Origin of the sequence: Thalassotalea sp. SU-HH00458 (assembly GCF_040362795.1) — a bacterium.
GTDB lineage: Bacteria > Pseudomonadota > Gammaproteobacteria > Enterobacterales > Alteromonadaceae > Thalassotalea_H > Thalassotalea_H castellviae.
The window spans coordinates 131,867-148,800 of the sequence record NZ_BAABWW010000001.1; the positions used below are offsets into that span (position 1 = coordinate 131,867).

At 37.8% G+C, this 16,934-nt stretch carries 15 protein-coding genes; 4 read left to right on the forward strand and 11 right to left on the reverse strand.

Going from position 1 to position 16,934, the window contains the following annotated elements; all coding sequences use genetic code 11:
• Nucleotides 1-87: 87 nt before the first annotated feature.
• The 8 genes from galE to galU all read right to left on the reverse strand — a co-directional run bounded on the left by galE (nucleotide 88) and on the right by galU (nucleotide 10,038).
• The gene (galE, locus tag ABXH06_RS00560) at nucleotides 88-1,098 is read right to left on the reverse strand and encodes a UDP-glucose 4-epimerase GalE (RefSeq protein WP_353516932.1); all 1,011 of its coding nucleotides are present in this window, start codon (nucleotides 1,096-1,098) and stop codon (nucleotides 88-90) included.
• An 82-nt stretch (nucleotides 1,099-1,180) separates the two neighbouring features.
• Nucleotides 1,181-2,137 carry a DHHA1 domain-containing protein gene (locus tag ABXH06_RS00565; protein WP_353516933.1) on the reverse strand — a complete coding sequence of 319 codons (957 nt, stop codon included), beginning with the start codon at nucleotides 2,135-2,137 and terminating at the stop codon, nucleotides 1,181-1,183.
• Nucleotides 2,138-2,240: 103 nt separating this feature from the next.
• Complete coding sequence (gene cysC / locus ABXH06_RS00570; RefSeq protein ID WP_353516934.1) at nucleotides 2,241-2,846, reverse strand: adenylyl-sulfate kinase; 606 nt, start codon at nucleotides 2,844-2,846, stop codon at nucleotides 2,241-2,243.
• 78 nt (nucleotides 2,847-2,924) lie between these two features.
• Nucleotides 2,925-4,643 (reverse strand): SLC13 family permease, encoded by a 1,719-nt coding sequence (locus ABXH06_RS00575; RefSeq protein ID WP_353516935.1) that lies wholly within the window; start codon nucleotides 4,641-4,643, stop codon nucleotides 2,925-2,927.
• A gap of 131 nt (nucleotides 4,644-4,774) precedes the next feature.
• Nucleotides 4,775-6,199 (reverse strand): sulfate adenylyltransferase subunit CysN, encoded by a 1,425-nt coding sequence (gene cysN / locus ABXH06_RS00580; RefSeq protein WP_353516936.1) that lies wholly within the window; start codon nucleotides 6,197-6,199, stop codon nucleotides 4,775-4,777.
• A gap of 87 nt (nucleotides 6,200-6,286) precedes the next feature.
• Nucleotides 6,287-7,186: a sulfate adenylyltransferase subunit CysD gene (cysD, locus tag ABXH06_RS00585; protein ID WP_311577750.1), complete on the reverse strand. Its 900-nt coding sequence runs from the start codon at nucleotides 7,184-7,186 to the stop codon at nucleotides 6,287-6,289.
• 144 nt (nucleotides 7,187-7,330) lie between these two features.
• Entirely contained in the window at nucleotides 7,331-8,947 is a 1,617-nt protein-coding gene (gene pgi, locus ABXH06_RS00590) for a glucose-6-phosphate isomerase (RefSeq protein WP_353516937.1), read from the reverse strand.
• Nucleotides 8,948-9,138: 191 nt separating this feature from the next.
• Nucleotides 9,139-10,038, reverse strand: coding sequence for a UTP--glucose-1-phosphate uridylyltransferase GalU (gene galU / locus ABXH06_RS00595; protein WP_353516938.1), 900 nt, complete (start codon nucleotides 10,036-10,038; stop codon nucleotides 9,139-9,141).
• Nucleotides 10,039-10,334: 296 nt separating this feature from the next.
• On the opposite strand from galU, the gene ABXH06_RS00600 reads away from it, so the two are divergent.
• The 4 genes from ABXH06_RS00600 (at nucleotide 10,335) to serA (ending at nucleotide 14,740) form a co-directional block, all read left to right on the forward strand.
• The gene (locus tag ABXH06_RS00600; RefSeq protein WP_353516939.1) at nucleotides 10,335-11,879 is read left to right on the forward strand and encodes a peptide MFS transporter; all 1,545 of its coding nucleotides are present in this window, start codon (nucleotides 10,335-10,337) and stop codon (nucleotides 11,877-11,879) included.
• A 134-nt stretch (nucleotides 11,880-12,013) separates the two neighbouring features.
• Entirely contained in the window at nucleotides 12,014-12,622 is a 609-nt protein-coding gene (locus ABXH06_RS00605; protein WP_353516940.1) for a 5-formyltetrahydrofolate cyclo-ligase, read from the forward strand.
• Between the two features lie 84 nt (nucleotides 12,623-12,706).
• On the forward strand, nucleotides 12,707-13,363 hold the full coding sequence (gene rpiA, locus ABXH06_RS00610) for a ribose-5-phosphate isomerase RpiA (protein ID WP_311577761.1): 657 nt from the start codon (nucleotides 12,707-12,709) through the stop codon (nucleotides 13,361-13,363).
• Between the two features lie 147 nt (nucleotides 13,364-13,510).
• Complete coding sequence (serA, locus tag ABXH06_RS00615; RefSeq protein ID WP_353516941.1) at nucleotides 13,511-14,740, forward strand: phosphoglycerate dehydrogenase; 1,230 nt, start codon at nucleotides 13,511-13,513, stop codon at nucleotides 14,738-14,740.
• Between the two features lie 186 nt (nucleotides 14,741-14,926).
• Here serA and ABXH06_RS00620 read toward each other — a convergent pair whose 3' ends face one another.
• The 3 genes from ABXH06_RS00620 to nusB all read right to left on the reverse strand — a co-directional run bounded on the left by ABXH06_RS00620 (nucleotide 14,927) and on the right by nusB (nucleotide 16,924).
• Nucleotides 14,927-15,388, reverse strand: a complete 462-nt coding sequence (locus ABXH06_RS00620; protein WP_353516942.1) for a phosphatidylglycerophosphatase A family protein — start codon at nucleotides 15,386-15,388, stop codon at nucleotides 14,927-14,929.
• Entirely contained in the window at nucleotides 15,378-16,361 is a 984-nt protein-coding gene (gene thiL / locus ABXH06_RS00625; protein WP_353516943.1) for a thiamine-phosphate kinase, read from the reverse strand. The genes ABXH06_RS00620 and thiL overlap by 11 nt, the downstream gene beginning before the upstream one ends.
• A 146-nt stretch (nucleotides 16,362-16,507) precedes the next feature.
• A complete protein-coding gene (gene nusB / locus ABXH06_RS00630; protein ID WP_311577769.1) occupies nucleotides 16,508-16,924 on the reverse strand; it encodes a transcription antitermination factor NusB in 417 nt (138 codons plus the stop codon).
• Between the last annotated feature and the right edge of the window lie 10 nt (nucleotides 16,925-16,934).

A 16,934-nucleotide genomic window follows, 5' to 3' on the forward strand; every position in this document is an offset into this window, starting at 1 on the left:
CAAGCTTGAACAGTTCGTTTACTGATTAAAACTGCATACATAAAAAAAGAGCCGTACGGCTCTTTTTTTCACGATTTTAAAATATTGTTATTCAAAACCATTCGGATTTTCTGATTGCCAACGCCACGTATCCGTTATCATAGCATTTAAATCTCGACTTGCCTGCCAACCAAGTAACTTATTAGCAACGCTCGCATCAGCATATACGGTTGCGATATCGCCTGCACGGCGAGGAACGATCGCATAAGGAATATCTTGACCACTAATTTCCTTAAACGCATTCACAATCTCAAGCACCGATGTACCATTACCTGTACCAATATTTATTGGCTGGCAACCTGATATTTTAGACAAGTTTTCCAACGCTTTTACATGACCAACAGCTAAATCGACCACATGAATATAATCTCTGACTCCTGTACCATCTACCGTATCATAATCATCACCAAATACTTGTAACTGAGGCAAGCGACCAACAGCAACTTGTGCAACATAAGGCAACAAGTTATTTGGTATGCCATTTGGGTTTTCACCAATTAAGCCAGTTTCGTGTGCGCCGATAGGATTGAAATAACGTAAACAAGCAATAGACCAAGTATCATCACTTTTAGCTAAGTCTTGTAATATGTGTTCAACCATTAATTTGGTTTGGCCATACGGATTAGTGGCTGAAGTAGGCATAGTTTCAACAAGAGGTGCGGGGTTATTTTCACCGTAAACCGTTGCCGAAGAGCTAAACACTAAATTTTTAACATTATGCTGTGCCATCACTCTAAATAACGTCACTGAGCCAGCAACATTGTTTTGATAATAAGCAAGCGGAATTTCATTGGATTCACCCACCGCTTTTAAGCCAGCAAAATGAATAACGGCTTCGATACTATGCTGCTCAAAAATACGATTTAACGCAGCTTCATCACAAATATCGGCTTCAATAAAAGTTACCGTCTTACCGGTAATTTGCGTGATACGGTCTAAGACTAATGTTGATGAATTAGATAAATTATCAACAATGACAATATCTTTGTTTAAATTTAATAACTCTACGACCGTATGACTACCAATATAGCCAGTACCGCCGGTGATCAATAAACTCATAATGTTCCTTATCTTTTTGTCTTATCAAAAATTATTATCTAGTAACAATCGATAATGTATGGCAAATAATATTAAGTTAATTTTAAGCGTAATATTGTGCCACGGCTTTAATAAATGCGTTAATCATTTCTGCAGGTAATTTGTTCACTCCTGCAGCCGCAGCTCTTCCTCCCCCTGTGGGAAATTCAGCACAGATATCGCCTGCACCTTGTTTATTATTTAGTGGTGCTCGCAGACTAACGGTATAACTACCGTCAGTGTTTATCGTAAAGACAATATTCGCTTTATCTGGAGATTGATTAGCTAACTCGTTACCAAATACACCACTTACTCGTCGCGCCCAAGCTTCATCAGGTAAGACTACGGCTTTACATTGTTTATTATTTGCGAGAATTTGTGCACTAATCGCTTTTTCCATATCTTGGTTATAAGCATTTTCCAACTGATGAAACACCGAATTAGGCTCTGCAATTAACGCCAATGGGTTTTCATACTGTAGCAATTTTAAGTACAGTTGATCCGGCGCAACATGTAAATCATTAACACTGCGCCCATAACCATTGTAATTAATATAAATACCTAAAGCTTTTAATTGCGATTTTTCAAATTGTGATAATCCAACTTGCTCAGCAAGCGCTTCCGCAGAGGCAAGCATATTATCACCATAGGCTGCCGTAATCGCCCAGTTGACATACTGATGATTAAGATGAGTATTGACCAATAAACTCGTGCAAGTATTGGCGTCAGTATCAATGATAGCTCGTAGCTTATCCGTTTGTGGAATATCACCCGCTCTATGGTGATCAACATAAAACACATCAACCTCATTATTTAATAGCTGAGTTAACGAGGTAATATTTTTTTCCATCGAGATATCAAGTATGGTCGCAGACGTTGCTTGTTCTATAGACACTTTCTCAACCAAGGCAATATCGCGCTTAACTCCGGTGATCAGCTTAGATTGTTTTGGCTCAGCTAATCGTAATTGTACTAACGCGATAATGCCATCGGCATCACCATTAAATACATCAAAATGCATAAATTAACACTCTTCCATTTTTAAAAGTTTAGAGATAACTTGCGGCAATTGTTAAGCTTTAAAACTTGTTGTTCGCTTAGCTACCGAATAAGTTATTCATACACTATTTTATATAGTGATGATTAAGTAAATACTGGATAATTTGTTCCGCGCATTGACGGATATCTTGCTCAGCGGTTTTCACATGAATAGTCGGTTGCTTAGGCACATCATACGTTGAGTCGATGCCAGTAAAGTCTTTGATCTCACCCGCTCGTGCTTTTTTATAAAGTCCCTTTGGATCACGTTGCTCACAAATAGTCATGGGCGTATCGATAAAGACTTCAATAAACTCGCCTTCTGCTAATAAATCTTTAGCCATTTTTCTATCTGCGGCAAACGGCGAAATAAAAGCAGTAGAAACTATCATGCCAGCATCAATAAACAGCTTTGACACTTCACTGATGCGGCGGATATTTTCCACTCTGTCTTCATCACTAAAACTTAAATCACCATTTAAGCCATGACGGACATTGTCACCATCGAGTAAATAAGTATGACAACCACGTTCGAAAAGCAATCGATCTACGGCATTTGCCACAGTTGATTTACCTGAGCCGCTTAAGCCAGTATACCAAAGCAAACAAGGTCGCTGATCTTTTATATTAGCGCGCTGTTCTTTATTCACTAATTGCTCATGCCAAACAGTATTATCAGTTTTCATATTCATTTTTTATTCACTATTAAAATTTGTTAAAGCAGCATTTGCTCTCGCCAAGCCAACTACTAAGCTATTGATTCAATTTTACTAAAAAGGAAAAACATAAGGTAATAACATTAATACAACTGTGCTATAAGCCAAAGATACCGGCAAGCCAAAAGAGACAAAATCTTTTAAGGTATAATTACCTGCGTTATAAACCATGACATTTGTTTGGTAGCCAAACGGGCTAATAAAACTACCACTTGCGGCAAATGCTACCGCCATGACAAAAGGCAATGGGCTGACTCCCAAACCCAACGCTATATTATAGGCAATAGGAAAAACCAAGGCTGCTGCGGCACTGTTGGTGATCAGCTCAGTAATGACTAACGTCGTAATAAATATCACCACTAAAGTCAGATAAGCACTTTTCCCATGTAAAATATGTTCAATATTAACGGCGATTAAGTCAGCAACGCCGCTTGTTTCAAGTGCATTGGCAAGCGTTAACGCCCCCACAACAATCATCCAAATTTCTAAAGGAAAACGGCGCTTTATTTCGTTTACCGTTAAGCAACCTGTAAAAATCAGCAATGAAATATAAAAAATCAAACATTTAAGCAAAGTAACGTTTAATAAAACGGAAACTAAAATACAGGCAATAAAGCCAAACAAGGTTAAATTATCACGCCAACCAGAGAGCATATTATCGGGTTTATGCCCCGACAAAATATAAAAGTTTTTCGTTAAGTTAGTTCGAGCGCTAAAGTCATTCCCCACAGCTAGTACAAGAAAATCGCCAGGTTTAATTATCATTTCGCCGAGCTTGCCAGATAAGGAACTCCCTTCTCGTTTAATTGCCACAACGGCAGCATCAAATCGCGCTCGAAAGCCAGATTGTTTTAATGTTTTACCAACAATCGTCGCATCAGGCTTAATCAGTACTTCGGTTAAGTTATCTCTGAGTAAACCACTTTGTTCAGCATATAAAGTTAACCCGTCAAATTGCTGTAAAATCAGTATTTTTGAAATATCCCCTGAAAAAATTAACTTATCATTTTTCAGGATCAACTCATCAGGTGACACGGGAGAAATTAAACGGTTATTACGAATTATTTCTACTAAAAATAGCGAGTCTAAATTTCTTAAGCCATTTTCTTCGATAGTCAAACCGAGCATTTTTGAATCAGGGCTTACTTTAGCCTCTAATAAGTAATCTTGATTTGAAGCATGTTCTTCTTTGATATTCGGCAATTTGTGTTGTCGTATAATGATCAGTAACAAACAAACCAATAAGGCAACGATGCCAATCGGGGTAAAATCAAAAAAACGGATCCCAGCATGACCTTGTTCAATCAACATGGTATTGACGATCAAGTTTGTTGAAGTGCCCACCAAAGTTAAGCTTCCGCCTAATATGGCAGCAAACGATAAAGGGAGTAATAATTTTCCAGGGTTAATTAATCGGTTATTTTTAACCGTGGAAATTAATGCGGCCACCACAGCCGTATTGTTCATTAAAGCAGAAGAAAATGCGGTATAAGTTAAAGTTCTAACCGTTGATTTTAATGGCGAGCCATTAATCATTGTTGCCGACAAGCGGCGTAAAATGCTGGTTCTTTCAAACGAGAAAGACGCTAATACCAATAAAATTAGAGTAACTAAACCGGAATTTACGGCATTATTAAGGATATGATCCGTATCGACAAAAGAAGTCGCTAAACAGGTTAACATTGCAGCAGAAAATACCCGTTCAGGTCTACGTTGAAACTTTAAAAGTCCAATAAAGGTACCGATAAAAATGACCACTAAAAGCCATTGCATTGCGACCACTTTTATTTTCCTTTTGCTAGCTTACTTATCGATAAAAATATCAGTCGCTGAACACGTAAACTTAAAGCGTTCAACGACTTGAATGTCAAAGTATCTGCAGTTTTACTCTGACAGTAAAACACTTATTTCAGTTTAGAAATATCACGGGCGCCCCAATGAGGGAAGTGTTTTCTCACAAGCGCATTATATTCAAGTTCAAATGCTGAAAATTCAACTTTTTGATCTTTTGAAATCGCTTTATTGATCATCCCCGCACCAACGGTAATATTACTTAATCGGTCAATAATAATAAAAGCGCCTGTGGTTTTATTGTTGTGATATGCATCAAAATGCAGAGTTTCAGCCACTTCAAAATTTACCGAGCCTATTTCATTTAAAGCTAGTTGAGTAACGTCACTTGTTTCCATGGTATTTACATCGATACGATGTTCAATATCGATGACATGACCAGTAGTAGTTTTACTGCCTTGTTTAATATAATATTCACGCCCTGCTTCTAATTCATCTTCATGCATCCAAACAACAGAGGCGTTAAATTCTTTCGATGATTCAGGTAAGGCGCCTTTTTTGACGATCATCTCACCGCGGCTAATATCAATTTCATCATCGAGCGTTAACGTAATGGCTTGACCTTTATCAGCACGCTCTAAATTTCCATCAAAGGTAACGATCGATTTTACCGTACTTTCTTTTCCAGACGGTAAAGCAACAATCTCATCACCAACGCGAATATGACCTGAGCCAATCGTACCAGAGAAGCCTCTGAAGTTTAAATTAGGACGGTTAACATATTGCACTTGCAGTCGAAATTGTGTGAAGCTTTCATCGTTATCAACAGAAATAGTATTTAACAATTTCATCATTGTAGCGCCCGGATACCATGACATATTGGCACTTTCTTCTACAACATTATCACCATTTAATGCAGAAATAGGTACGAAACGCACATCATCAAATGCTAAACCATCGGCAAAGTCGCGATACTCTTTCTTAATGGACTGATAACGTTCTTGGCTATAATCAACCAAATCCATTTTATTGACAGCCACTAATACGTGTTTAACGCCAAGTAAAGAACAAATAAAAGAATGACGACGGGTTTGTACTTGCACACCATGACGGGCATCAATCAAAATAATCGCTAAATCACATGTTGAAGCACCTGTTGCCATATTACGTGTGTATTGTTCATGACCAGGAGTATCTGCAATAATAAACTTGCGCTTATCGGTTGCAAAATAACGGTAAGCAACGTCAATGGTAATACCTTGTTCACGCTCAGATTGTAAACCATCAACCAATAACGCTAGATCAACTGCTTCACCCGTAGTTCCTGACTTTTTACTGTCATTTTCAATCGCGGCAAGCTGATCTTCAAAAATCATTTTTGAGTCGTGTAATAGACGACCAATTAGCGTACTTTTGCCGTCATCAACACTACCACAGGTAAAAAATCGCAACATTTCTTTATTTTCATGTTGCTTTAAATACGCTTCAATATCTGTTTCAAGCAAATTTGTTTCAAGTGAGTCTGATTGATTACTCATTTTTTTTCCTTTGGAATTTATTCTTATATCAGCACTAAGGCCTGATACTGATTAATATTGTTAGTTGGATAAATGACTAATGTAAGCTTAGAAATAACCTTCCATTTTTTTCTTTTCCATCGAACCTGCAGAATCATGGTCAATAACACGCCCTTGACGTTCAGAGGTTTTGGTTAACAACATTTCTTGAATAATTTCAGGTAAAGTCGTGGCATCAGATTCAACCGCTCCGGTTAACGGATAACAACCTAAAGTTCTAAAGCGAACATTTTTCATCATCACTTCTTCACCTTCTTCAATTGGCATACGATCATCATCAACCATGATCAAAGTGCCGTCACGTTCAACAACTGGACGCTTTTCAGAAAGGTATAACGGAACAATTTTAATATTTTCTAAATAAATATATTGCCAAATATCTAGCTCAGTCCAGTTTGATAATGGGAAAACACGAATACTTTCACCTTTATTGACTTTACCGTTATAAACATTCCACAATTCAGGACGTTGGCTTTTAGGATCCCAACGATGATTTTTGTCGCGAAATGAATAAACCCGTTCCTTAGCACGAGATTTTTCTTCATCACGACGCGCACCACCAAAAGCGGCATCAAAACCGTATTTATCTAACGCTTGTTTTAGCCCTTGGGTTTTCATGATATCGGTATGTTTGGCACTACCATGCTCAAATGGGCTGATGTTCATGGCAAGACCTTCAGGGTTTTTATGCACTAATAGCTCAAAACCGTACTCTTTTGCCATTTGATCACGAAATTCAATCATTTCTTTGAATTTCCAGGTCGTGTCAACATGCAATAACGGAAAAGGTATTTTTCCAGGTGCAAACGCTTTACGGGCAAGGTGAAGTAAAACAGCAGAGTCTTTTCCGACAGAATAAAGCATCACTGGGTTATCAAACTCAGCAGCAACTTCACGCATTATGTGGATAGATTCAGCTTCTAACTTTTGTAAATGAGTTAAATTCATTGGCTTCTTAACGTTAAATCCCTATTAAATATGACATGAATTTTGGCATAATACTTTAGTATTTTCCAATATAAGAAAGAAATTTAATAGACAAAAAATGAATATAAAAATCATTCAAGCATTCATTTAGTATTAAGTAAGGAGTTATTTAGCCTGATTAAACTTGGAAATTAATGATAATGACGAGGAAGATAACCGTTCGCTTTGCTCTCCATCCATTACCTTTAATATTTGATTACCTAATTGTTTACCTAATTCTACCCCCCACTGATCAAAAGAATTAAGTTGCCACAAAGCCCCTTGAACAAATATTTTATGTTCATATAAAGCTAACAAAGCACCGAATGATTTAGGTGTGACACTTTTTAACAATAACGTATTACTTGGGGTATTACCTTTCATGGTTTTATGGGGAGCTAAGCTTTCAATATCATCTGACGAGAAACCTGCAGCAGATAACTCTTCTTTTACTTGCGATAAGCTTTTACCTTGCATTAATGCTTCACTTTGCGCAAAACAATTTGCGACAAGCACTTGATGATGGCTGTTAAATGGGCTTGAACTGTTGAGGGCAATAATAAAATCAGTGGGGATAATATCATCACTTTGATGCATTAATTGCATGAAAGCATGTTGGCCATTTGTGCCTTCCTGACCAAAAACAACCGGCGCAGTTTGCCACGATAATTTTTCACCATTAACACCTACAGATTTACCATTACTTTCCATGTCTGTCTGTTGCAAATACCCCGGTAAAGCGCGTAAAGAATGATCATAAGGTAAAATGGCTAAACTAGAATGAGCTAGACCATTACGATTCCATATCCCTAGTAGCGCTAATAAAACAGGCATATTCTCTGAAAAAGAGGCCGTTTTAAAATGGTCGTCCATCTGTGCTGCACCGGATTTTAACTGTGAGAACCCTTGGTTTCCTATCGCCAGCGCTAGCGGTAAGCCAACGGCAGACCATAACGAAAATCGACCACCAACCCAGTCCCACATAGGTAAAATATGTTGTTTTGATAAGCCAAATGAGATCACCGCATCAATATTGGTGCTAATAGCGAACCATTGCTTTTCGATAATATCCTTATTGTTAGCGTTTGATAACATCCAATTTTTTATCGCTGTAGCATTGAGTAGTGTTTCTTGAGTGGTAAAAGTTTTTGATATCACCACAACTAACGTTGTTTCAACGGGTAGTAGACGCATTTTTTCTTCAACCGCACCGCCATCGACATTAGCTAACACATGAACATTTAATCCCGTAGTATGATATGGCTTAAGTGCAGTGAGTGCGACTTTTATACCGTAATATGACCCTCCAATACCAATGGCTAAAACATCCGTAAATTTTTCTCCTGATGCCGAAAGTAGCTTGCCTGAACAAACATTATCAACAATTTCAGCCATTTTATTTTCGGTCTCAATAACTTCTTGCGCTGTTTCTTTCAATATTGAGTGTTTTAATGACTTTGAGGCTCTTAATGCGGTGTGTAAAACAGCCCGATTTTCTGTTTTATTAATTTTTTCACCTGAAAACATCTCATTAATCGTCTCAGATAAATGACAATTTTCTGCCCACTGAAACAATGCAGATAACTCGTTATCACGGATATTTTGTTTCGAATAATCAAGAAAGATATCGCCAACCGAGACCGAAAATTTATCGGCCCGATTTGCATCAGTAAATAATTCTAAAATAGAACGACTTTTCACTTTCTTTGCAAGTTGGCAAATATCATTTAGCTCTTGAAACACCGATATATCCTTATTTTATCAATCAACGATTATTAACTATTACTAAAGTGCTTAACTAATGAGAAACACATACAGAAACACCTATTTTAAAGTTCACATTGAAAAAGCAACCTAGATTATTACACTGTATTAAGGTATTTATGCAGAAAAAACTTTCCGCATTAAATACCTCACTTTTTACTGTCAAAAGACTATTTTAATAACTCAATTAAATGTTGTTTAAAGTCATCAGCAAGTTCGGGATGTCTTAAACCATATTCAACGTTGGCATTCATATAACCAAGCTTAGAGCCACAGTCATGTGATTTACCTGTCATATGGAAAGCCTCAACAGTTTCTTTTTCCATCAGCATTGCAATTGCATCGGTTAGCTGAATTTCATCACCAGCTCCTGGAGGAGTTAAACTGAGCAAATCCCAAATTTTTTCAGATAAGACATAACGACCGACAACCGCTAAATTCGATGGTGCACTTTCTATCGGTGGCTTTTCAACAATAGCCGTCATGGTTTTTGACTCTCCTGGCGCAAGTTCATAACCGCCACAATCAACAACGCCGTAACTACTGACTTTCTCCATAGGTACAGGTTCAACCATGATCTGACTATAATTACCCACTTCTTTATAACGAGTTAGCATGGCAGAAAGGTTTTCTGTTTTTAAATTGGCATGCGCATCATCGAGGATAACATCAGGTAAAACGACAGCAAAAGGCTCATTTCCAATAATTGGCCGTGCTTTTAATACCGCATGTCCCAAGCCTTTCGCTTCACCTTGACGCACATGTAATATAGTGATGTCTTTTGGGCAAATCGCTTGAATTTCTTCGAGTAATTGACGTTTGACACGCTTTTCAAGCGTTGTTTCTAATTCAAAGGATTTATCAAAATGATTTTCAATGGCATTTTTCGAAGAATGGGTCACTAAAACAATTTCTGTAATGCCCGCATCGATACATTCATTGACAATATATTGAATTAACGGCTTATCCACTATCGGCAACATTTCTTTCGGGATGGCTTTTGTTGCGGGTAACATTCTTGTTCCAAGACCTGCGACAGGGATCACTGCTTTGGTAATTTTTTTTTCCATATTGACCATCTTTATTGACTATAATTTATGTTAACTGGGTTAAATAGTACTATTAATTAACATTTAAACTCCAGTTTAATGTTATTTTTTCAGAATTTAATTCATTTTCAATCGAATTCTTCCGCTTAAAACATCAGATAACTGCGCGATAAACTTGCGCTTGATGGCTATCAAAGGTATAAATGCCGCTGATTTATTATAAAAAGCGTCGACATCGATACGTTTGATTTAACCATTAGACAACCACACCAATAATAAAAATAGATGTACGTCGCCCCTTACGAAGGAAATTATATATGACAACGCAAACTGACCATTCGTTCTTTGGTCATCCTAAAGGCTTACAAACTTTGTTCATCACAGAAATGTGGGAACGTATGAGTTATTATGGCATGCGCATGCTGCTTGTACTTTTTATGACAGCAACATTACAAGAAGGCGGTTTAGGCTTAACTGTCGCATCTGCAGCAGCAATTTATGGTTTATATACCGGTAGTGTTTATTTTATGGGCTTACCTGGCGGTTGGATTTCTGACCGATTGCTCGGTGGGCAAAAATCTGTTTGGTACGGCGCTATCATTATTATGATTGGCCATATTATTTTAGCCATTCCAAGTGATGATACTTTCTTTATCGGTTTAATCGTTGTTATTTTAGGTACCGGTTTATTAAAGCCCAATATTGGCGCTATGGTTGGTCAATTATATGCGGATAAAGATGTTCGTCGTGATAGTGGCTACGCCATATATTATATGGGCATTAATATAGGCTCTGTTATTGGTTACGGCGTTTGTGGTTACTTAATGGAAAATGTTGGCTGGCACTGGGCATTTGGCGCAGCTGCAGTTGGTATGGCGTTAGGTTTAATTCAATATAAAATTACTACTCCTAAACTTGCTGGCGTTGGTGAACACCCTGTTTATCCGATGTCTGAAAAAGCTCAGAAAACAAGTTGGTCACTAATTGGTGCCGTATTAGTAGGTATAGCTATAGTCACAGCCTTAGTTTTCAATGGTACTATTGCAATCGACCCGGTAGCGGTAGCACAATATGTTGCGATAGCATTCTCGCTTATTTTTGTTATTTATTACGCCGTTATTTACTTTTTCAGTAACTTAACCCCAAATGAAAAGAAAAGACTGTGGGCATTATTACTGATTTGTATCGCTTCTGCCTGTTTTTGGTCTGGATTTGAGCAAGCAGGTTCTTCAATGAACTTATTCGCACGTGATTATACAGACCGTTTAGTTGGCTCATTTGAGGTACCTACAGGCTGGTTCCAATCACTAAATTCTGTGTTTATTGTTTTATTGTCTCCTTTCTTCGCTGCATTATGGATTAACTTAGGTAAAAAATTAGTTAGCCCCTCTTACGGTATTAAATGTGCCTTTGGTTTGATCATCATGGCAAGTGGTTTTATCGTGATGTTTTTTGCTGCACAATACGCCGCTTCAGGTATGAAAGTAGCGCCTTATTGGTTAGTTGCCACTTACTTTTTACACACAGTAGGTGAATTATGTTTAAGCCCAGTTGCACTTAGTGCGGTTAGTAAACTTTCTCCTAAACGTTTTGCTGGTCAAATGATGGGGATTTTCGTATTAACCTATTCAATTGGTAATATTATTTCTGGTTTACTAGCGGGTAACTACGATCCAAATAACGTAGAGCAAATACCTTCGTTATATCTCCAAATTAGTTTATTTAGTATTGGTATCGGGATTGTAATGTTGTTAATTGGTTTGAAATCAAGATTTTGGGAAAGCCTTGCTGCTGATGATGAAGACCCTAAAGCGGAAGATACAGCGGCTGAACACGTGAAGTCAGTATCGCCAGTTAGTTAATTAATTAATTATCTCAACTTAAAATAAATGCAGTTCCTATACAATAGCCAACAATATCGTTGGCTATTTTTTTACTTTCACTTTTTTGCTTCGCCGTTTATTGTTAACTTATCAATCCATACTGATCAGACAAAATGACTACCTCTAATTCACTTTCTAGAAATGAAATTAGGCATGTAATTCGCCAGAAACGTCAATCATTAGATGAAACAACCCAGCAACAACAGTCACAGCGTTTAGCGAGCAGTTTACTCAATCACCCAAAAGTACTTGCCGCTCAGTCTATTGCTATCTACTTAACTAATGATGGTGAGTTAAATACGGATAAATTTATTCACGCGTGTTGGGCGCAAAACATAAAGACTTACTTACCTGTGCTTCACCCTTTTAGTAAAGGTCATTTATTATTTTTGCACTATCATGAACACACCATAATGCAACGGAACAAATATCATATTTTAGAGCCGAAATTGAACGTTTTGGATGTCTTGCCACTTGAACAACTCGATATCATTTTTACTCCGTTAGTTGCTTTTGACAAGACAGGAGCAAGGCTTGGGATGGGAGGTGGATACTACGATAGAACACTGAGTAAATGGTACGCCCAAAAAGCAAAAACAAATAAACCCTACCCGATTGGCTTAGCTCATGACTTTCAACAGGTTGAGACAATTCCCAGTGAACATTGGGATATTCCAATTCCTGAAATTATCACACCTAACCATCAATTTAAGTTTTATTAATCTTACTACTTCTTTTCCTTCGATAACATATATTCAGCCGTTATTGGCTGATATAATAACGGCAAAAATTACAGGACCTCCTCTATGACTCAAGATGAAATGAAAAAAGCAGCGGCTATCAAAGCGCTAGAATTTGTTAAAAAAGATTCTATCGTTGGTGTTGGTACAGGCTCAACGGTTAACCACTTTATAGACGCATTAGCGACAATGAAAAATGATATTGAAGGCGCCGTTTCAAGCTCAGAGGAGTCAACCAAAAGATTACAAGCTCACGGCATTGAAGTATTTGATTTAAATAATGTTGATGTTATTGATGTTTACATTGACGGTGCCGATGAAATTACCAAGCACATGCATATGATCAAAGGTGGCGGCGCTGCACTTACCCGCGAAAAAATTGTTGCCGCGGTGGCAAAATCTTTTATCTGCATTTGCGATCAATCTAAGCAAGTTGAAGTTTTGGGCAAATTTCCATTACCTGTTGAAGTGATCCCTATGGCAAGGAGTTATGTTGCCCGAGAATTAGTAAAACTTGGTGGTGATCCAGTTTATCGTCAAGGCGTGATCACAGATAACGGAAACGTCATTCTCGATGTGCATAACTTAGACATAATCGATCCAATACGCTTGGAAAATGACATCAATGCCTTGGTAGGTGTTGTTACCAATGGTTTGTTTGCCGCTCGCGGTGCCGATGTTTTAATACTTGGAACCCCTGAAGGGGCAAAAATAGTAAAATAACACTTTAGAGTTTATGCACTATATGTTAGTTTAATATCAGATTTAGGCATCTAGCCATCTATTTGATTTTTGTAAGCGGTTTGAGAGCTTATGCTTACATTAACATTTTAATAGTTTTAGTAACTTTACCAAGAGTGATTATCGATCATGAGTAATAAATCATTAGCAAAAGAAAAAATTAAGATCTTATTATTAGAAGGTGTTCATCAAAGCGCTATTGAAGAGCTTAAATCTCAAGGATATAGCAACATTGAATATTTGAAAACGTCTTTAGCTGAAGAAGAATTGATCGAAAAAATTTCCTCTGTACATTTTATTGGTATTCGCTCACGTACTATGTTGAATGAAAATGTACTTAAGCACGCCAAAAAACTCGTGGCGATTGGTTGTTATTGTATTGGCACAAACCAAGTTGATACCAAAGCCGCTCAAAAGTTAGGAATACCAGTTTTTAATGCACCTTTCTCAAATACTCGTTCAGTTGCTGAATTAGTCATCGGTGAATTATTACTTTTATTACGTGGTATACCTGAGAAAAGTGCACAAGCGCATCGTGGAGTGTGGAATAAGTCTGCGGTAGGATCGGTGGAAGCCAGAGGAAAAACTTTAGGTATTATTGGTTATGGCCATATCGGTATGCAATTAGGCATACTTGCTGAAACCATTGGCATGAAAGTACGCTTTTATGACATTGAAACTAAATTACCTTTAGGTAATGCAAGCCAAGCTTCATCACTTAATGCCTTACTTGCTGAATCTGATGTGGTTAGCTTGCATGTACCAGAAACCCCTCAAACTCAAAATATGATGGCGGCTGCTGAATTTAACGCTATGAAAGATGGTGTTATCTTTATCAATGCCTCACGTGGTACCGTTGTTGATATTGACGCATTATCGCAAGCATTGAAGGCCAAAAAAGTTGCAGGTGCCGCTATTGATGTTTTCCCAGTGGAGCCCAAAGGCAACGATGAAGAATTTGTTTCACCATTACGTGAGTTTGATAATGTGATTTTAACGCCTCACATTGGCGGTAGCACGAAAGAAGCTCAAGAAAATATAGGCTTAGAAGTCGCCAGTAAATTAGCGAAATATTCAGATAATGGCTCAACATTGTCTGCAGTGAATTTTCCGCAAGTGTCTTTACCAGGTCATACAGGCACCAGCCGTTTACTACATATTCATCGCAATCAACCGGGCATTTTGACTAAAATTAACCAAGCATTTGCCGAGCATAACGTGAATATTGCAGCTCAGTATCTACAAACCGATGATGAAATTGGCTATGTGGTTATTGATATTGAAACCGCGGATAGCGCAACCGCTTTACGAGCATTAAAAGCCATTGAAGGTACTATTAAAGCGAGAATCTTGCATTAATAATGGTTTGATTAGCTAATCAGCATGTAATTAAACGAAAGCCCAAATATCGCTATTTGGGCTTTTTATTTACTTGCAATACCTACAACGCTTACATTAATTATCTTAAATTGGCTTGGGTTGGCTTGCACAGATGATTTATCAACCGAAGTAAGTGAGCCTATTAGGAAAGAATATAATCAATCACTAAAAAATTAAGTGCATACATGCTAATGCAGCAAATCCCGCAACAATATCATCGATCATAATGCCAAAACCACCATGACAATGTTTATCGAGCCAAGAAATCGGCCAAGGTTTAACAATGTCAAAGAGTCGAAATAAAACAAATCCAACAAAAATTGTTTGCCACGTCAATGGGAGCATAAACATTGTGATAAATAAACCGACAATTTCGTCCCATACGATAGCAGGATGATCATGTACACCAGCCGCTTTTGCAGCATAACCGCATAAATAAATGCCAATTAACGACATCACGACAACTAACACCGCATACTGAGTTACGGTCAAAGAAGCGCATAACAATAATAAAGGGATCGCTGCAATTGTACCGAATGTACCGGGCGCTTTCGGCGCAAGACCGCTACCAAAACCTAATGCGAGAAACTGAATAGGATCAGATAAGTTGAATTTATTAGCGCTCATGGGAATTATCTTTCGCTGAAAAATGCTCAAATCCATTGGCGTTTATTTGAGTCACTTCACTATTAAGCGTGGTGGTAACTTTACCGGTAGCATTTAATTGACCAATACAAGTAACCTTTACGCCAACATTAGCCAAAGCCGTTTCCATGCCCACTTTATTATCGGCAGAAACAGTAAATAACAATTCGTAATCGTCGCCACCTTGTAACGCTAATTCGATTGCCGCTTCATGCCCTAATGTGTCGATAAGCTCATTTGAAAGAGGTAAATCTTCGAGCACAATATTTACCCCAACATTAGAGGCTTTACGAATGTGTTCAAGATCAGAGAGTACACCATCGGATAAATCTATCGCAGCAGAAGCATACTCACGGAGCGCTTGTCCTGCTAATACCCGAGGCTTAGGGTAATTTAACCTTTGATACGTCGCGGTTAATGTTTCTTTTGAAAGCTCAATTTTACCGTAATAATGCTTAATAGCTAAAGCTGCATCACCAATTTCACCCGTTACATATAACCAATCGCCAGCTTTAGCGCCACTTCGACTAATATGTTTATCAAACGGTATTAACCCTTGTGCAGTAACTGTGATACTTAATGGTCCTTGGGTAGTATCGCCCCCCACTAACTGAACATTATAATATTCACACAGTTCAAATACGCCGGCACAAAACTCACCAACCCATGTTTCATCAATTTCAGGTAAGGTAATCGCAACTGATATCCATGATGGCTCAGCTCCCATAGCTGCAAGATCGGATAAATTCACCGCGATAGCCTTATGACCTATAGCACGGGGTTCAGTTTCATGGGGAAAATGTACTCCTGCAACTAAAGTGTCTGTTGTTACAGCAATATTTTGTCGTTCAGCAGGCGTTAACAACGCACAGTCATCACCAATACCAAGCACGACATCTTTACGATTTACTGCTTGTTCAGTAAAATATTTCTTAATCAGTTCAAATTCTTTCATAACGATTTATCACATATCAAAAAGGCTAATATCAGACATGTTTTATATGACTAGAGAAGTAATATAAAACAGAATGTTGCGCGCATAAAAATACAAAAGGCGCACATAATCATGGCGCCTAATAATACAAGTAGCTATTGGTTAAATTATGCTTCTGGACGAATTAATTTAACTGCTTTATCAAGCACACCATTAATAAACTTATGACTATCATCAGCAGCAAAAAGTTTCGCTAATTCGATAGCTTCGTTAATAACGACCCGATAAGGAACGTCTAAACAATCACTTAGTTCAAAAATAGCAACCCGTAAAATTGCCTTTTCAATATGATCAACATCACATAAAGGGCGGTCAAGGTGTGGCTCAATAGCTGAATCAATTGAACTTACTTGTGAAGTAACACCACGAAATAATTTTTGAAAGAATTCAATTTCAAAACGTCGCTTTGCGTTTTCTGTTAAAAAATGAGCTTCAACATCAGTAACTGAATTTTCACTCATTTGCCATGAATATACGGCTTGTACCGCTAATTCACGGGCTTTTCTTCTAGGTGATGGTTTCACAACACTCTCC